At 57.2% G+C, this 15,729-nt stretch carries 14 protein-coding genes; 5 read left to right on the top strand and 9 right to left on the bottom strand.

The window, feature by feature from the left end; all coding sequences use genetic code 11:
* Positions 1 to 267: 267 nt before the first annotated feature.
* Together fabG and fabD are read right to left on the bottom strand one after the other, a co-directional pair.
* Positions 268 to 1,005, bottom strand: coding sequence for a 3-oxoacyl-[acyl-carrier-protein] reductase (fabG, locus tag G6L28_RS05315; protein ID WP_174062755.1), 738 nt, complete (start codon positions 1,003 to 1,005; stop codon positions 268 to 270).
* A gap of 27 nt (positions 1,006 to 1,032) precedes the next feature.
* Positions 1,033 to 1,977 carry an ACP S-malonyltransferase gene (gene fabD / locus G6L28_RS05310; RefSeq protein WP_174062754.1) on the bottom strand — a complete coding sequence of 315 codons (945 nt, stop codon included), beginning with the start codon at positions 1,975 to 1,977 and terminating at the stop codon, positions 1,033 to 1,035.
* Between the two features lie 224 nt (positions 1,978 to 2,201).
* Between fabD and G6L28_RS05305 the strand changes: the two genes are divergently transcribed.
* The 5 genes from G6L28_RS05305 to rplI all read left to right on the top strand — a co-directional run bounded on the left by G6L28_RS05305 (position 2,202) and on the right by rplI (position 5,950).
* Entirely contained in the window at positions 2,202 to 3,245 is a 1,044-nt protein-coding gene (locus G6L28_RS05305) for an aldo/keto reductase (RefSeq protein ID WP_174062753.1), read from the top strand.
* A 278-nt stretch (positions 3,246 to 3,523) separates the two neighbouring features.
* The gene (gene rpsF, locus G6L28_RS05300; protein ID WP_174062752.1) at positions 3,524 to 3,976 is read left to right on the top strand and encodes a 30S ribosomal protein S6; all 453 of its coding nucleotides are present in this window, start codon (positions 3,524 to 3,526) and stop codon (positions 3,974 to 3,976) included.
* Positions 3,977 to 3,988: 12 nt separating this feature from the next.
* Positions 3,989 to 4,237 carry a 30S ribosomal protein S18 gene (rpsR, locus tag G6L28_RS05295; protein ID WP_003502063.1) on the top strand — a complete coding sequence of 83 codons (249 nt, stop codon included), beginning with the start codon at positions 3,989 to 3,991 and terminating at the stop codon, positions 4,235 to 4,237.
* 147 nt (positions 4,238 to 4,384) lie between these two features.
* Positions 4,385 to 5,359, top strand: coding sequence for a DUF2232 domain-containing protein (locus tag G6L28_RS05290; protein ID WP_174062751.1), 975 nt, complete (start codon positions 4,385 to 4,387; stop codon positions 5,357 to 5,359).
* A 15-nt stretch (positions 5,360 to 5,374) separates the two neighbouring features.
* A complete protein-coding gene (gene rplI / locus G6L28_RS05285; protein ID WP_174062750.1) occupies positions 5,375 to 5,950 on the top strand; it encodes a 50S ribosomal protein L9 in 576 nt (191 codons plus the stop codon).
* A 258-nt stretch (positions 5,951 to 6,208) separates the two neighbouring features.
* On the opposite strand, the gene cysS is transcribed toward rplI, so the two are convergent.
* The 7 genes from cysS to G6L28_RS05250 form a co-directional block, all read right to left on the bottom strand.
* The gene (cysS, locus tag G6L28_RS05280; RefSeq protein ID WP_174062749.1) at positions 6,209 to 7,663 is read right to left on the bottom strand and encodes a cysteine--tRNA ligase; all 1,455 of its coding nucleotides are present in this window, start codon (positions 7,661 to 7,663) and stop codon (positions 6,209 to 6,211) included.
* Between the two features lie 208 nt (positions 7,664 to 7,871).
* A complete protein-coding gene (locus G6L28_RS05275; protein ID WP_174062748.1) occupies positions 7,872 to 8,612 on the bottom strand; it encodes an SDR family NAD(P)-dependent oxidoreductase in 741 nt (246 codons plus the stop codon).
* A gap of 139 nt (positions 8,613 to 8,751) precedes the next feature.
* Complete coding sequence (gene purF, locus G6L28_RS05270; RefSeq protein ID WP_174062747.1) at positions 8,752 to 10,245, bottom strand: amidophosphoribosyltransferase; 1,494 nt, start codon at positions 10,243 to 10,245, stop codon at positions 8,752 to 8,754.
* A 137-nt stretch (positions 10,246 to 10,382) separates the two neighbouring features.
* Positions 10,383 to 10,970 (bottom strand): CvpA family protein, encoded by a 588-nt coding sequence (locus tag G6L28_RS05265; RefSeq protein WP_174062746.1) that lies wholly within the window; start codon positions 10,968 to 10,970, stop codon positions 10,383 to 10,385.
* A gap of 92 nt (positions 10,971 to 11,062) precedes the next feature.
* Positions 11,063 to 12,466, bottom strand: coding sequence for a DNA repair protein RadA (radA, locus tag G6L28_RS05260; RefSeq protein WP_174062745.1), 1,404 nt, complete (start codon positions 12,464 to 12,466; stop codon positions 11,063 to 11,065).
* A gap of 159 nt (positions 12,467 to 12,625) precedes the next feature.
* Positions 12,626 to 13,801 carry an alanine racemase gene (alr, locus tag G6L28_RS05255; RefSeq protein WP_174062744.1) on the bottom strand — a complete coding sequence of 392 codons (1,176 nt, stop codon included), beginning with the start codon at positions 13,799 to 13,801 and terminating at the stop codon, positions 12,626 to 12,628.
* 210 nt (positions 13,802 to 14,011) lie between these two features.
* Positions 14,012 to 15,508 (bottom strand): replicative DNA helicase, encoded by a 1,497-nt coding sequence (locus G6L28_RS05250; RefSeq protein ID WP_174062743.1) that lies wholly within the window; start codon positions 15,506 to 15,508, stop codon positions 14,012 to 14,014.
* Positions 15,509 to 15,729 lie beyond the last annotated feature (221 nt).

Here is a 15,729-nt window from a genome sequence, read left to right as displayed (position 1 = left end):
CTTTGAAAGGAATGCCCTTTTTAGGCACCCTGCCCTGTTAAAACCCCCAAGCGTCTTTCAAGAAAAACGCCGTGGGCAAACCCGTTCAACCCGGTTCAAGCTAAACATCGTCGCATAAAATCGCAACGGTCGCTATTCGTTCCGGGACGACTGTTCACAGTCTTCGCCCGCTTAACACGGTTTGTTGCGGGAAAAAAGCCTTAAAATAACGCTAACACACGCACTCTACAGGCAATTTTATTTGCAGCCACCGTTCAGGCGACGTTGTTAAATCATCGCCATGCCGCCGTTGACGTGCAGCGTCTGGCCCGTCATGTAGCCCGCTTCGTTCGAAGCCAGGTACAGCACGGCGGACGCGACTTCTGCGCCGGTGCCCATGCGCTTCATGGGAATTGCGCCCATGATGGCGTCTTTCTGCTTGTCGTTGAGCTTGTCCGTCATCGCGCTTTCGATGAAGCCTGGAGCCACGCAGTTGACGGTGACATTGCGCGTTGCGATTTCCTGCGCCAGCGACTTGGAAAAGCCGATCATACCGGCCTTGGAGGCGCAGTAGTTCGCCTGACCCGGATTGCCGGTGACGCCAACAATCGACGTAATGTTGATGATACGGCCGAAACGGCGGCGCATCATCGGGTGCGTCAGTTCCCGTGTCAGGCGGAACATGGCGGTCAGGTTCACTTCCAGAACGTTGTCCCAGTCTTCGTCGCTCATGCGAACGAACAGGCCGTCCTTGGTAATACCGGCATTGTTGACGAGGATATCCACGCCTTCCAGTTCAGCCTCGGCTTTTTCGCCGAGTGCTTTCACTTCGGCGCGATCGGAAAGGTTCGCCGGAAAAATCTTGACGCGTTCGCCAAGCTCGGAAGCCAGAGCCTCCAGCTTTTCGACGCGGGTGCCGTGAAGACCGACAGTTGCGCCCTGCGCGTGCAGCATACGGGCGATTTCCTCGCCGATGCCGCCGGTTGCGCCGGTGATGAGAGCCTTGCGGCCAGTCAGATCAAACATCGTGTTCGTCCTTTTCTATAAAGAAGATCAGCCGAGAAGGGTCTGAAGTGCGGTATCGATATCGGCAGGCGTATTGACGGCAATACCGTTGATGGTCTTGTCGATACGGCGAGCGAGACCCGTCAGCACCTTGCCGGAGCCGATTTCATAAAGCGTCGTAACATCATTGGCGGCGAACCACTCTACAGTTTCACGCCAGCGAACCTGACCCGTCACCTGCTCCACCAGCAGCGCGGCAATTTCACCGGCATCCGAAACCGGGGCAGCACGCACATTGGCGACGACCGGAACGACAGGGCTCTTCTTTTCCACGGTTGCCAGTGCTTCACGCATGGCCTCTGCGGCAGACGCCATCAATGCAGAATGGAAAGGTGCGGAAACGGGTAGCATCAAAGCGCGCTTTGCGCCCTTGTCGGTCGCAAATCGGGCGGCCTTTTCAACGGTGGGCTTCGCACCGGAAATCACCAGCTGGCCACCGCCATTGTCGTTGGCGATCTGGCAGACGCTGCCTTCAGAGGCTTCCACGCAAATCGCGGCGACATCGCCATGTTCGAGGCCGATGATAGCCGCCATCGCGCCCTCACCCACCGGCACGGCAGCCTGCATGGCATTGCCACGGATGCGAAGAAGGCGGGCGGTATCGGAAAGCGAAAACGTTCCGGCAGCACAGAGCGCCGAATATTCGCCCAGCGAATGACCAGCGACATAGGAAACTTTGTCGGCAAGCTTGAGGCCACGGGCTTCCAGCACGCGAATGACGGCCATGGAAACGGCCATCAGAGCTGGCTGGGCGTTTGCCGTCAGCGTCAGCGTTTCTTCCGGCCCGTTCCACATGATGTCGGAAAGCTTCTGGCCTAGCGCTTCATCGACTTCTTCAAAAACGGCGCGAGCTTCAGCAAATTCCTCGGCCAGATCCTTGCCCATGCCGACAGCCTGGCTGCCCTGACCGGGAAATGTGAATGCAATAGCCATGGATGCGTCCTTCCTTTTTCGCCGTCTTTTGCGGCCTTGCCTACGCTTGTTAGGTTTTCCATTCACATTCCCGCCCGCAAAGTCAAGGCTTTGCGGGCTTTCGAGACAGGTTACGCCTTGATTGAACTACCTCTTCCACAAGGTTTGAAGAGAATGTTTTTCCTTGCGCAATGGGAAATCCGCTTTAGTCTTCCCTCACCTTCCAAGCTTAGTGAGACATTTCCATGAAAAAGAAGACGTTGGGCCGCACGGATATCTCCGTGTCTGAAATCTGCCTCGGCACCATGACATGGGGCACGCAGAACACGGAAGCGCAAGCCCACGAACAGATGGATTACGCATTCGAGCAAGGCGTGAACTTCTTCGACACTGCCGAGCTTTATCCAACCACGCCAGTTTCAGCCGAAACGCAAGGTCGTACCGAAGAATACATCGGCACATGGTTCAAGAAGAGCGCCAAGCGCAAGGATGTGGTGCTTGCCACCAAGGTTGCCGGTTCGGGACGCGATTATATTCGCGGCGGGCGGGACATCGATGCCGCGTCCATCCGTGAGGCGGTCGATACCAGCCTCCAGCGCCTGCAAACGGATTATATCGATCTTTATCAGGTTCATTGGCCAAACCGGGGCACATACCATTTCCGTGGCGCATGGGGCTTTGATTCGTCCGGGCAGGATACGCAGCGCACGCTGGCCGAGATTACCGAGAAGTTGGAAACACTCGGCGAACTGGTGAAAGCCGGGAAAATCCGCGCCATCGGCCTTTCCAACGAGAGCGCATGGGGTACGCAGAAGTACATAGACATAGCCGAAGCCAAGGGTCTGCCGCGTGTCGCCTCCATTCAGAATGAATATAACCTCCTCTATCGCAATTTCGATCTCGATCTCTCGGAAGTCGCGCATCACGAAAAAGTCGGTCTGCTCGCCTATTCACCGCTGGCTGGTGGTATTCTGACTGGTAAGTACCAGAATGGCGGACGCCCCGAAGGCTCGCGCGGCAGCATCAACAAGGACATCGGCGGGCGCTTGCAACCTTTGCAGGAAGCCCCGGTAAAGGCCTATCTGGAACTCGCCTACGAGCAAGGTCTCGATCCCGCTCAGCTGGCAATCGCTTTCACGCTGACGCGCCCTTTTCTCGCCTCATCGATCATCGGCGCCACGACGATGGAGCAGCTGAAGACGGCTATTGCTGCGGCGGATATCACGCTGTCCGAGGAGGTGCTGAAAGGCATCGCGGACATTCATCGTCAGTATCCAATGCCGATCTGATAACGGCTTTTTAACGCGGCGCGCTTGCATTCCGAGCAAAAATCCGTATAAGCGCGCTGTTCACAACACCCGGTCTTATGGCTGGTGGCTGAACGGAGGGCTGGTTTCGGTCTCGAAACAGCAGGAACCATAAGGTTTTTCCGGCCTCCCGTGTCTCCGCTCTCGACCGTCTCGAACAACGCTTTTCTTGCTTCTGGCCTTCGCCAGCCAAGAGCAGTCGTTGAGGCTTAGCGCCGTTGCCGGGTGATGAATGAAACGCAAGAAAGGCAAAAGCTACAATGGCTCTTTACGAACACATCTTCCTTGCCCGGCAGGATATCACTGCCCAGCAGGTCGACGCACTTGTCGAGCAGTACAAGGGCGTTATCGAATCGTTCGGCGGTAAAGTCGGACGCGTCGAAAACTGGGGTCTGAAGTCCCTTACATACCGCATCAAGAAGAACCGCAAGGCTCACTACGCTCTGATGGACATCGACGCTCCGGCGGCTGCCATCCATGAAGTAGAGCGCCAGATGCGCATCAACGAAGACGTTCTTCGTTACATGACCATCGCTGTTGAAGCCCACGAAGAAGGCCCGTCTGCAATGTTGCAGAAGCGCGACCGCGACGACCGTCCACGCCGTGACGGCGACCGTCCGGACCGTGGCGATCGTGGTCCACGCGCACCGCGTGAAGGTGGCTTCGGCGACCGTGAAGACCGTCCGCGCCGTCCGCGCGAAGACCGTGCATAAGGAGAATTGATTATGGCTGACGCATCCTCTTCCCAGGCACGCCGTCCTTTCCATCGCCGTCGCAAGACGTGCCCTTTCTCCGGCGCTAACGCTCCGAAGATCGACTACAAGGACGTTCGTCTTCTGCAGCGCTACATTTCTGAGCGTGGCAAGATCGTTCCTTCGCGTATCACTGCAGTTTCCCAGAAGAAGCAGCGCGAACTCGCTCAGGCGATCAAGCGTGCACGCTTCCTCGGCCTGCTGCCTTACGTAGTAGCGTAATTTGCTATTTTGACCCTCTGGTCCCAAACCAGAGGGTCAAAATTTCCTTTCGCGTTGGGCGCGGATCGAAAAAAACAAACCCCATGTTGGGGACGACGTTCATAAGAACGGTCCTCTAACTGCTAAAAATCAAAGCAGGACAGCGAAGTGCAGAAGTTGAACCAGACAGTGCTGATCTCCGGCATTCTTGCCGGCATATGCGCCGCGTTTTTGACGCTGGGCGCAACGGCACAGTCGTCGATGTCCTTCCTGCTTTATGCTGCATCTGCCATGCCGGTTCTCGTTGCCGGTCTCGGCTGGGGCAATGCTGCCGCCATCGTCGCCGTTCTTTCCGCTGGCTTCCTTGGCGCAATTGCTGTTTCGCCGCTCTTTGCCGTGACGATCGCGATCTTTACGCTGGTCCCGGCTGGCTGGCTCTCCCACCTTGCCAATCTCGCACGGCCTGCTTCCGAACTCGGCGGTCCCGACGATCTTCTGGCATGGTATCCGCTGTCCGGCATCGTGCTGCATCTGTGCGCACTCATTACCATTTCTGTTATCATTCTCGGCACGATGATCGGCTACGGCCCTGATCTCGTTTCGCAGATGGTCGACCTGATGATGTCGTCGGTCCAGACGCGCGAGCCTTCCTTTACGCCGGATGCGACAGCGCTTGCGCAGACGAAGTCGCTGCTGGTGCTGATGCTGCCGATGATTCAGGGTGGCCTGTGGGTTATCCTGCTGTTCTCCGCTTATTATTTCGCAAGCCGCATGGTGCGCTCCTTCGGCAAGGGTCTTCGCCCCCGCGAGGACATTTCCGCTGCCCTGCGCATGCATCGCAATGCGATCTTCATTTTTCTCGCAGGCATCCTCATGATGTTTTTCGGCGGCACGGTCGCGATGATCGGTGCTGTCGTCTGCGGAACATTCGGAGCGGGATTCCTGATGGCGGGCTATGCCTCGCTGCATCATCGCTCCAAGGGCAAGGACTGGCGTCTGCCGGTTCTCGTCCTCGCCTACCTGTCAGCGATCTTTATGTTTCCGCTGCTCATCATTCTCGTCTTGGGCCTGAGCGACGTGCGCAGCACGATCTCCCTCACGCCCACGCGGAACACTGAAAAAACGAACGAAACCAAACCATAAGAAAGGATCAAGAAGATGGACGTCATTCTTCTCGAACGCATCGCAAAGCTTGGCCAGATGGGCGAAACCGTAAAGGTTCGCGACGGCTACGCACGTAACTTCCTGCTGCCACAGGGCAAGGCGCTGCGCGCCAACGCCACCAACAAGGCACGCTTCGAAAACGAGCGCGCAACGCTCGAAGCTCGTAACCTTGAGCGCAAGTCCGAAGCACAGACCGTTGCTGACGCTCTCGCAGGCAAGAGCTTCATCGTCGTTCGCTCCGCTGGCGAAACCGGCCAGCTGTACGGCTCTGTTGCCGCTCGTGACGTTGTTGAAATCCTCGGCGCAGAAGGCTTCAACATCGGCCGTAACCAGGTCGAACTCAACACGCCGATCAAGACCATCGGTCTGCACAACGTTACGCTTCACCTGCACTCTGAAGTCGAGCTTCAGGTTGAACTGAACGTTGCCCGTTCCGCTGAAGAAGCCGAGCGTCAGGCAAAGGGCGAAAGCCTCACCTCCGCTGACGCCATCTACGGCGTTGATGAAGACGCTCTTCGTCCAGAAGACTTCTTCGATCCAGACGCTGACTTCGACGGCGACGACGAGTAATATTTGCGGGCTTCAACGGCTCACAAAAAGAACCCCGGATGGCGACATCCGGGGTTTCTTGTTTTTGCAATAGATTATGCGTTTAGCAAGAAAGCCGGTTTACGATAGCGCTTGCATAAATGAGGCCTTCAAGCAGAGCCCTCAAATCTCTATCCGACAAATGCTGGGACGGTCAGAACCGCTCTGCGACCTCGACGTAAATCGGTTTGCTCATGACAACAGCTGTTGCTGCCCGTCCTCGATCGAGATCCGTTGTCGTTACCGCTTCAGCTCCCACATCGTCGTGCGTTCGCCAGTTTCCTTATCCTTGCCGTCCTTGAGCTGAATGCCCTTTGCTGAAAGCTCTTCGCGGATGCGGTCCGCTTCCACGAAGTTCTTTGCCTTCAGCATTTCCAGACGCATATCGATCAAAGACTGCATTGCAGCTGCGAATGCCTCATCAGCGGTTGATACCGATGCATCGGACATGGGCGCCATTGCAAATTGTGATAAATCTGGCTTTGGCCATTTGTTACTAGGCCAATATAAATTCAGCATTATGAGCGTGTTTGCGAGAGTTTCGGGAAAGTCTTCTGACAACTTTGCTAGAGCGTGCAACCGCGTAATCGCGGCTGGCGTGTCCAAGTCGTTAGAGAGTGCTTCCAGAACGTCGGTATCAAGTTCTCGAGGCAGCGTTGGATCGTAGCCTTCAGCAATTAGGTTCCAACGCTTAAGAACGCGCTCGGCCTCCTCCAGCCGCTTGACTGAGAAATCGATAGGCTCACGATAATGGGTCATCAGCATCGCAAGCCGCAGGACCTCGCCCGGCCATTTGCGGCCACCGAAAGTTTCAGTGTGCAGCAGATCGTAGATCGTCACGAAGTTGCCGTCCGACTTTGACATCTTGCGACCTTCGACCTGTACGAAGCCATTATGCATCCAGACATTGGCCATGACCTGAGTGCCGTGGGCGCAACGGGATTGGGCAATCTCGTTTTCATGGTGAGGAAAAATGAGGTCAAGACCGCCGCCATGAATATCGAAGACCTCTCCGAGATAACGGCCTGACATGGCCGAGCACTCGATATGCCAGCCCGGACGACCGCGCCCCCACGGGCTTTCCCAGCCCGGTTCGTTGTGGCTCGAAAGCTTCCACAGCACGAAGTCGCCGGGGCTTTTCTTGTGCTGATCGACAGCAATACGAGCACCCGCCTGCTGCTCATCCAGCGGGCGCTTGGAAAGCTGGCCGTAATCGCTCATCGATTTCGTGTCGAACAACACTTCGCCGCTTGCCACGTAAGCATGACCACGCGCGATGAGACGCTCGATAATCTCGACCATCTGCGGAATATTGTCGGTGGCACGGGGCTCTATCGTCGGCCCAAGGCAGCCAAGTTCCGCCACGTCCGCGTGAAACTGCTGCGCCGTCTTTTCCGTCACGGCATGGATGGCATCGTTCAATGGCAGGTTCGGGTAATCACGCAACGCGCGCGCATTGATCTTGTCATCGACATCCGTGATGTTGCGGGCATAGGTAACACCGTCTTCGCCGTAAACATGTCTCAGCATCCGGTAAAGCACATCGAACACGATGACCGGGCGAGCATTACCGATATGGGCGAAGTCATAAACCGTGGGGCCGCAGACATACATGCGGACATTGTTCGGATCGATGGGATTAAATTCGGATTTTTCGCGGGTCAGCGTGTTGTAAAGCTTCAAACGCACAGACATTGATGTTCCCTCGGGTATCCAGATTGGCCCAACCGGAGCGTTTGTCTGCTTTTGACCTTGCGGGAGACGAGAACGATCTGGCCGGACGTAAAGACCAGCAAAAATTGTTTCAGCAGCAGAGACAGATCGTTAGTTTCATACCTTGCGTTATGAAGCGGCGCGCCGTTTTGGTCAAGGGCGTCGCGACACAAACGAAAATGCGCGGAGCTTACTCCGGTGCGCGATAACTCACGAATTTCCGGTCGCGCACGACATAAATCTTGCCAGTCTCGGTAAGGTCGGGCGAAGCGAGCTGGAGCATGACCTCTGCCACTTCGGACGGGTGCGGAACGGTGGCAGGGTCTTCCCCTGGCATGGCCTGCGCGCGCATGGCCGTGCGCGTGGCACCCGGATTAATGCTGTTGACGCGAAGCGACGTCGTCTCTGTTTCGGCAGCCCACGTCCGGGCCAAGGCTTCGACCGCAGCCTTGGAGGTGGAATAAACACCCCAGAACGGGCGACAGGAATGGGCAGCACCGGAGGAAAGGATAAGCGCACGACCGGCATCGGACTTCAACAACAGCGGCTCGACCGAGCGAATCAAACGCCATGTAGAGGTGACGTTGATATTCATTACCTTTTCGAAGACCTTCGCTTCGATATGTCCAACAGGGGAAATGACCCCGAGCATTCCCGCATTGGCAACGAGGATATCGAGTTTTCCCCAGCGCTCATGAATGGAAGCGCCGAGCGCATCGATGGCGTTCATATCTGCGAGATCGAAGGGAACGAGAGTTGCCGTACCGCCCACGGCCTTGATCGCATCATCCAGTTCTTCAAGCCCGCCGACGGTACGTGCGCAGGCGATGACATGGGCTCCGGCTTTGGCCAGTTCGACTGCCGTAAAATAACCGATACCGCGCGACGCGCCGGTAACGAGTGCGATCCGGCCTTTAAGGTCGATGGTCATAATCCCCCCTGAAGATGATGTGGTGTCGAGCGACCTTTACTGGCATGGCCAGCATGCGGCAAGACGCCCGATAGTCGCATTCCTCGAACGACAAATAAAACCCGCCTCGGCGCTTTGCACAGGCGGGTTAACAGTCATCTTAGCCGTTGCTGGCCAGCATGGAAATCTTGCTGCCCATGGACTCGCCATTCTTGTCCAAGAGGCGGGTTGGATATTCACCGGTGAAGTAGTGATCGGTGAATTGTGGGCGGGCATTGTTGCGATCTTCACCACCAACGGCGCGGTAGAGCCCGTTGATGGAAAGGAAGGCGAGAGAGTCCGCGCCAATATATTTAGCCATGGCGTCCACGTCGGCGTACTGGTTGGCCAGCAGCTTGTCGGCATCCGGCGTGTCGATGCCATAGAAATCCGGGTGGAAGATCATCGGGCTCGCAACGCGGATGTGCACTTCCTTGGCACCCGCTTCACGGATCATCTGCACGATCTTGACCGACGTCGTACCGCGAACGATGGAATCATCCACCAGAACCACGCGCTTGCCTTCGATCATCGCGCGGTTGGCAGAATGCTTCAGCTTCACGCCGAAAGCGCGGATTTGCTGCGTCGGCTCGATGAAGGTACGACCGACATAGTGGTTGCGGATAATGCCGTACTCAAACGGAATACCGCTTTCCTGCGCAAAGCCGAGAGCAGCTGGGGTTCCACCATCCGGCACAGGCACCACGACATCGGCGTCGAGCGGGGTTTCCCTGGCAAGGTTCGCACCCATGTTCTTGCGCGTCGTATAGACGTTGCGGCCACCCACGACGGAATCCGGGCGAGCGAAGTAAACATATTCGAACAGGCACAGGCGCTCTGGCTGAGGCTTCGATGGTTTGCGGGCATCGATGCTGATCGAGCCATCCGGCTGGATTTCGCAGATGATGACTTCGCCATTTTCCACGTCGCGCACGAACTTCGCGCCGATAATGTCGAGGGCACAGGTTTCCGAGCAGAAAATCGGCTTGCCATCCAGTTCGCCCATGACAAGCGGACGGATGCCCGTGGGGTCGCGTGCAGCGATCAGCTTCGTGCGCGTCATGGCCAGCATGGAGTAACCACCCTCCATCTGGCGGATTGCGTCGATGAAACGGTCGGCAGTGGATGAATGGCGCGAGCGGGCGATGAGATGCAGCACGACTTCCGTGTCGGAGGTGGACTGACAGATTGCGCCGGTGGCGATGATCTGGCGGCGCAGCGTCAGGCCGTTGGTGAAGTTGCCATTATGGGCAATGGCGATGCCGCCTTCTTCCAGTTCCGCGAACAGCGGCTGCACGTTGCGCATCGCCACTTCGCCGGTGGTCGAATAGCGCGTATGGCCGATGGATATCGTACCGGGAAGCCGGGCCAGCGTGGTTGGGTTAGTGTAGTGGTCCCCAACCAGCCCCATATGGCGTTCCTGATGGAAACGCTTGCCATCGAAGGAGACGATACCGGCTGCTTCCTGTCCGCGATGCTGAAGAGCATGCAGGCCGAGAGCCGTCAGGGCAGCCGCGTCGGCATGTCCGAGAATGCCGAAAACGCCGCATTCTTCATGCAGGGTATCGCCATCTATGATGTCGTTGAACGTGGAATGCGAAAGCGGCTCATTCATCCGGCTTGCCTTTGCTTAGTGCCAAAAACAAAAACCGCCCTGGAGATTTTCTCTGCCAGTTTGGTCTGTCTGCTGCCTATGTTGAATATCTAGCACAAATAGCGCGCCTTGCATGTATTGCAAGGCGCGACACAGCGTCAATTATTTGTGGCCGGCGGATTTGTTGCCGGAGCTTCTTCCGCAGGTGCGGCCTCGGTGGTTGCTTCCGTGGGCTTGCCGAGGATGCGGGCGCGAATTTGCGGCTCGATATCGTCAGGCAGAACCGCTTCAAGCCGTCCCACCATGCCATCAAGGAACGGCTTCGACTTGGCTTGCGTGATCCATTCCGGTTGCGTTCTGACGTCCACCAGCCAGTTCCAGAAGGCGACCGCAACGACGAGAAGCAGAAGGCCACGCGCGGCGCCGAACAGGAAGCCGAGTGTGCGATCCAGAGCGCCGATGCGGCTATCGATGATGAAATCCGCAATGCGCGATGTGATGAACGAGATGATGATCAGCGCGACGAGGAAAACGAGACCGGCAGAGCCCGCGATCGCGATTTTGTCGTCATCGGTGTAGTTGCGTGCATAGGGCAGCAGCAGTGGATAGAGGTAGTACGCCGCAGCGACGGAACCGACCCAGCTCGCGATCGACAGGATTTCACGCGAGAACCCCCGCACCATGGCGAGAAGGGCGGAGAAAAGTACAACGGCAAGAACAATACCGTCGAAAATCGTAATGGGCATTTACCAACTCCGGAGGTCGCGGCACTCAGAGGAGAGCCACTGTGCCAATTTGCGATCCTCATACACTAGCCGGGTAAGCAGTGAAAGGATCATTATTCGTCTTCCTCAACCTGCCTGAAACGGTTGCCGGAACCTGCGATGCGCGCCACCAGATCTGGCAGGCTTTCAATTTCCGTCCAGCGACTTTTTGCGGCCTTCGGCAGTTCCGCAGAAGCAGAGGGCAGAAATGCGGCAGAAAAACCCAATTTTTCAGCCTCTTTCAACCGCTGTCCCGTTTGTGAAACCGGCCTTACCGCGCCCGACAGGCTGACTTCGCCGAAATAGACGCAATCGGCAGGCAGGGCAATACCGGCAAGCGACGAAACCAGTGCAGAGGCTATAGCCATATCCGCTGCGGGTTCAGAAATGCGATATCCGCCAGCGATATTCAAATAAACGTCATGCTGGCCGAGTTTCACGCCGCAATGCGCTTCCAGCACGGCGAGAATCATCGCGAGACGCGAGGAGTCCCAGCCGACGACTGCGCGACGTGGCGTTCCAAGAGACGTTGGCGCCACCAACGCCTGTACTTCAACCAGCACAGGGCGCGTTCCTTCAATGCCCGCAAAGACCGCAGCGCCAGGCGACTTCTCATTGCGCTCGCCGAGGAACAGTTCGGAAGGATTGGAGACCTCTCGAAGACCCTTGTCCGACATTTCGAATACACCGATTTCATCGGTCGGGCCGAAGCGGTTCTTGACGGTACGCAGTATCCGGTAGTGGTGACCCCGATCCCCTTCGAAATAAAGCACCGCATCGACCATATGCTCCACGACGCGCGGACCTGCGATCTGGCCTTCCTTGGTAACGTGACCAACCAGCACCATGGTCGCGCCAGTCTGTTTGGCAAAGCGGATCATGGCCTGAACGCCGGTACGAACCTGCGTCACCGTTCCTGGCGCAGAATCAGCGGTGTCGCTCCACAACGTCTGGATGGAATCGATGATGACGAGATCGGGCCGCTTACCTTCGGAAATCGTTGCCAGAATATCTTCGACATTGGTTTCTGCCGCAAGCAGCACGTCGGTTTCCGCCGCTCCAAGGCGCTGGGCGCGAAGCCGCACCTGCGCGACAGCTTCTTCACCGGAAACATAGATGACCCGATGACCACGCCGAGATAGCGCAGCCGCTGCCTGCATCAGCAGCGTGGACTTCCCGATACCCGGATCGCCGCCGATCAAGACCGCAGAACCCCGTACGAAGCCGCCACCGGTCGCCCGGTCGAGTTCGCTCATACCCGTTGGAATGCGCGGTGCTTCCTCGATTTCACCCGATAATGAGGTGAGCGTAACCGGCCTCCCCTTCTTCGGCGTCTTGCCGGGACCGGAGCCGATACCTCCCATCGGGTCTTCTTCGACTATGGTATTCCACTCACCGCAGCCTTCGCATTTTCCTGCCCAGCGGTTGTGGACTGTGCCGCAGTTCTGGCACACGAATTGAGTCTTGGCTTTGGCCATGAATTGTCAGTCTTCTTCTCTAATCCCTTGGAAAGAAGGCGTTAAGGCCGCGCCCCGTAGCGCGCAGGCTATCGTCCATCCACCTCCAAAAAGGCAAGTCGATCTCGTTTTGTTCTCGTATAGCATAATGGCGTCTTGCTTTCCAAGAGCCCGAGAAGACTATTCGTCTTCGATCAGATACTGGCGCTCGTAGCGCAAGCCAAGGCCGGTGAACATTTCATAACCAATAGTCCCTGCTGCGCGCGCAACCTCATCGACCAAGACATTCGGTCCAAACAACTCGATATAGTCGCCGGCCCGAACCGCGTTATAAGGCACATCGGTAACATCGAAGATGGTCAGGTCCATCGTCACGCGACCGGCCACCGGCACCCTGTATCCATTGATGAAACCTTCCGCGCCGCCGCGTCCCATGTCGCGGAGCGGAATACCGGAGCCGGAGAGAGAGCGATGATAGCCATCTGCGTAGCCAACGGCAGCGATGGCGAGCCGGCTTTTTCGCTTCAATGTGTAGGTGCCGCCGTAGCTCACGGTCTGGCCCTCACCCGCCTCACGAATCTGAATGATCCGCGCCTCTGCTTTCGCGACAGGACGCATCGGATTTTTCATGTCACTGACAGCCTCACCTCCGTAGAGAGCGATGCCGGGCCGTGTCAGATCAAAATGGTAGTCTGAGCCGAGCCAGATGCCGGCTGACGCAGAGAGGCTTGCTTCCACGCCTTCAAATGCCTTGCTGACGTTTCGGAATGCCTCAAGCTGCACCTTGTTCATGGGTGAAGACGGCGTATCGGCGCTGGCGAGGTGAGACATGACCAGAACGGGATCGAAGCTTGCCGGGCGGGTCGGATCGTCGGCCAGATAAAGCGCATCTTCCAGCGGAAGGCCGAGCCGGTTGAAGCCCGTGTCGACATGCAAAGCGAACGGGTGATCACCCCGGTCGGCCAACGCGCTCATCCAGAAAGACAGTTGCTCTTGAGAAGCAATGACCGGCACGAGATCATTCGCGAAGACATCGCGCTCCTGCCCCGGCCAAATACCGGAGAGAACGAATATGCGCGCTTCCGGCGCATGGGAGCGAAGCGTGACACCTTCCGAAACGGTGGCGACGAAGAAGTCACGCGCGCCCGCGTGATAAAGAGTAGAGCCGCAGTCTTCGATACCCATGCCATAGGCGTCTGCCTTCACAACGGCTGCGGTACGCGCCTTGCCGGAGCGACGCTTCATGTCAAGCCAGTTATTCGTAAGTGCGCCGAGATCGACCGTCAGCCGTAGCGGCGCAGTGTCGAATGCATCTGTATCCATTTCGGAAAAGCCGTCGTCGAACTCGTCTGTCATTGTTTTCAACCCATTATCAACTTGAAGCTTGTCTATCAGCTTTGTGGGAGTGGGTCATGACGGGTCGGGATAAACTTGGTCTTTACACACTGTTTCAGGCGGCCGGGAGAAGGGCGCTTAGAGAGTCCTTGCGAAATTGATTTTTAAACCGCCGCAACTGACCTCTTAAAAAGAAAGTCCCATTCCGACGAGGATTGGGGCTTCGAGAAATCAATGTTCTTCGTATTGCGTAAATGAAGGGTCGGCCAAGTCTGCGAAGCGGGTGAATTCGGACTGGAAGGCGAGTTTCACGGTGCCGGTCGGTCCGTGACGCTGCTTGGCGATGATGACGTCTGCCGTGCCTTTGACCTTGTCGAAATGCTGCTCCCACTCGGCGTATTTCGGGTCTGCCGGGTCGCGTGGCTCCATGTTCTTGACGTAATATTCCTCACGAAACACGAAGAGCACCACGTCGGCGTCCTGCTCGATCGAGCCCGATTCACGAAGGTCGGAGAGCTGGGGACGCTTGTCTTCGCGGCTTTCCACCTGACGGGAAAGCTGTGAGAGCGCGATGATCGGAACGTTGAGTTCCTTGCCTAGCGCTTTCAGGCCGGTGGTGATCTGGGTGATTTCCTGCACGCGGTTTTCGCCGCCCTTGCCGGAACCGGTCATCAGCTGAATATAGTCCACCACTAGACAATCGAGGCCACGCTGGCGCTTGAGGCGGCGTGCGCGGGCGGAAAGCTGGGCGATGGAAATACCACCGGTCTGGTCGATGTAGAGCGGCACTTTCTGCATCATCTGCGAGCAGGCGACGAGCTTTTCGAAATCGGACTCGGTGATTTCACCACGGCGAATCTTCGAGGACGACACTTCCGTCTGTTCGGAAATGATACGGGTTGCCAGCTGTTCGGACGACATTTCGAGTGAGTAGAAGCCGACGACGCCACCGTTCTTCGCCTTGAACGAGCCATCCGGCTGCACTTCCTGCTCGTAGGAAGCGGCAATATTATAGGCGATGTTGGTGGCGAGCGAGGTCTTGCCCATACCCGGACGACCCGCAAGTACGATCAAGTCGGAACGCTGCAAGCCGCCCATGCGGCCATCCAGCGAGTGGATGCCGGTGGAAATGCCCGAAAGGTTTCCGTCACGCTCAAACGCTGCGCCCGCCATGTCGATGGCAAGTGCAACGGCATCGTTGAAAGACTGGAAGCCGCCATCATAACGGCCCGTTTCAGCAAGCTCGAACAGGCGGCGCTCGGTGTCTTCGATCTGCGCCTGCGGCGGCATGTCGAGCGGCGCGTCATAGGCGATGTTGACGACATCCTCACCGATCTGGATCAGCGCGCGGCGCAGGGCCAGATCGTAGATGGCGCGGCCATAATCCTCGGCATTGATGATCGATACGGCTTCGGCGGCCAGGCGCGCGAGATACTGCGCAACGGTCAGATCGCCAACCTTCTCATCCGCCGGAAGGAAGGTCTTGATCGTGACCGGATTGGCAGTTTTGCCCATGCGAATGATATCGCCCGCGACCTCGAAAATCTTGCGATGCAGCGGCTCATAGAGATGAACCGGCTTCAGAAAGTCGGAAACGCGGTAATAGGCGTCATTGTTGACGAGGATGGCACCCAGCAGCGCCTGCTCGGCCTCGATATTGTTCGGTGCCTCGCGGTAGAGCGGCTCTGCAGCCGGGGCGGGGGTGATCTTTCTCACGGCGTCGTTCATGGTTTGCGTGATCTCCCTTCAAGCCTTCTTATGTTTTGCAAGCCTGCCGGTTTGAAGCGTCCGGGCGCTTGCGTCAATGACATTGCGGCAACAGTGGCAAACGGGCTCACCTAAAGAGAGGTGGGCTGCATCACATTCGGGGTTGTCCCCACTAATCCACAGGCGGGCTCGGCGGAGTTTATGACGCGTTTCGCGAATCACTCCGTCGGTGGCATGATTTT

It is taken from the genome of Agrobacterium larrymoorei, assembly GCF_013322225.1.
GTDB classification, from domain to species: domain Bacteria; phylum Pseudomonadota; class Alphaproteobacteria; order Rhizobiales; family Rhizobiaceae; genus Agrobacterium; species Agrobacterium larrymoorei_A.
The sequence above is the reverse complement of the archived record's forward strand: the minus strand, read 5'-3'. Positions and strand labels throughout refer to the sequence as shown.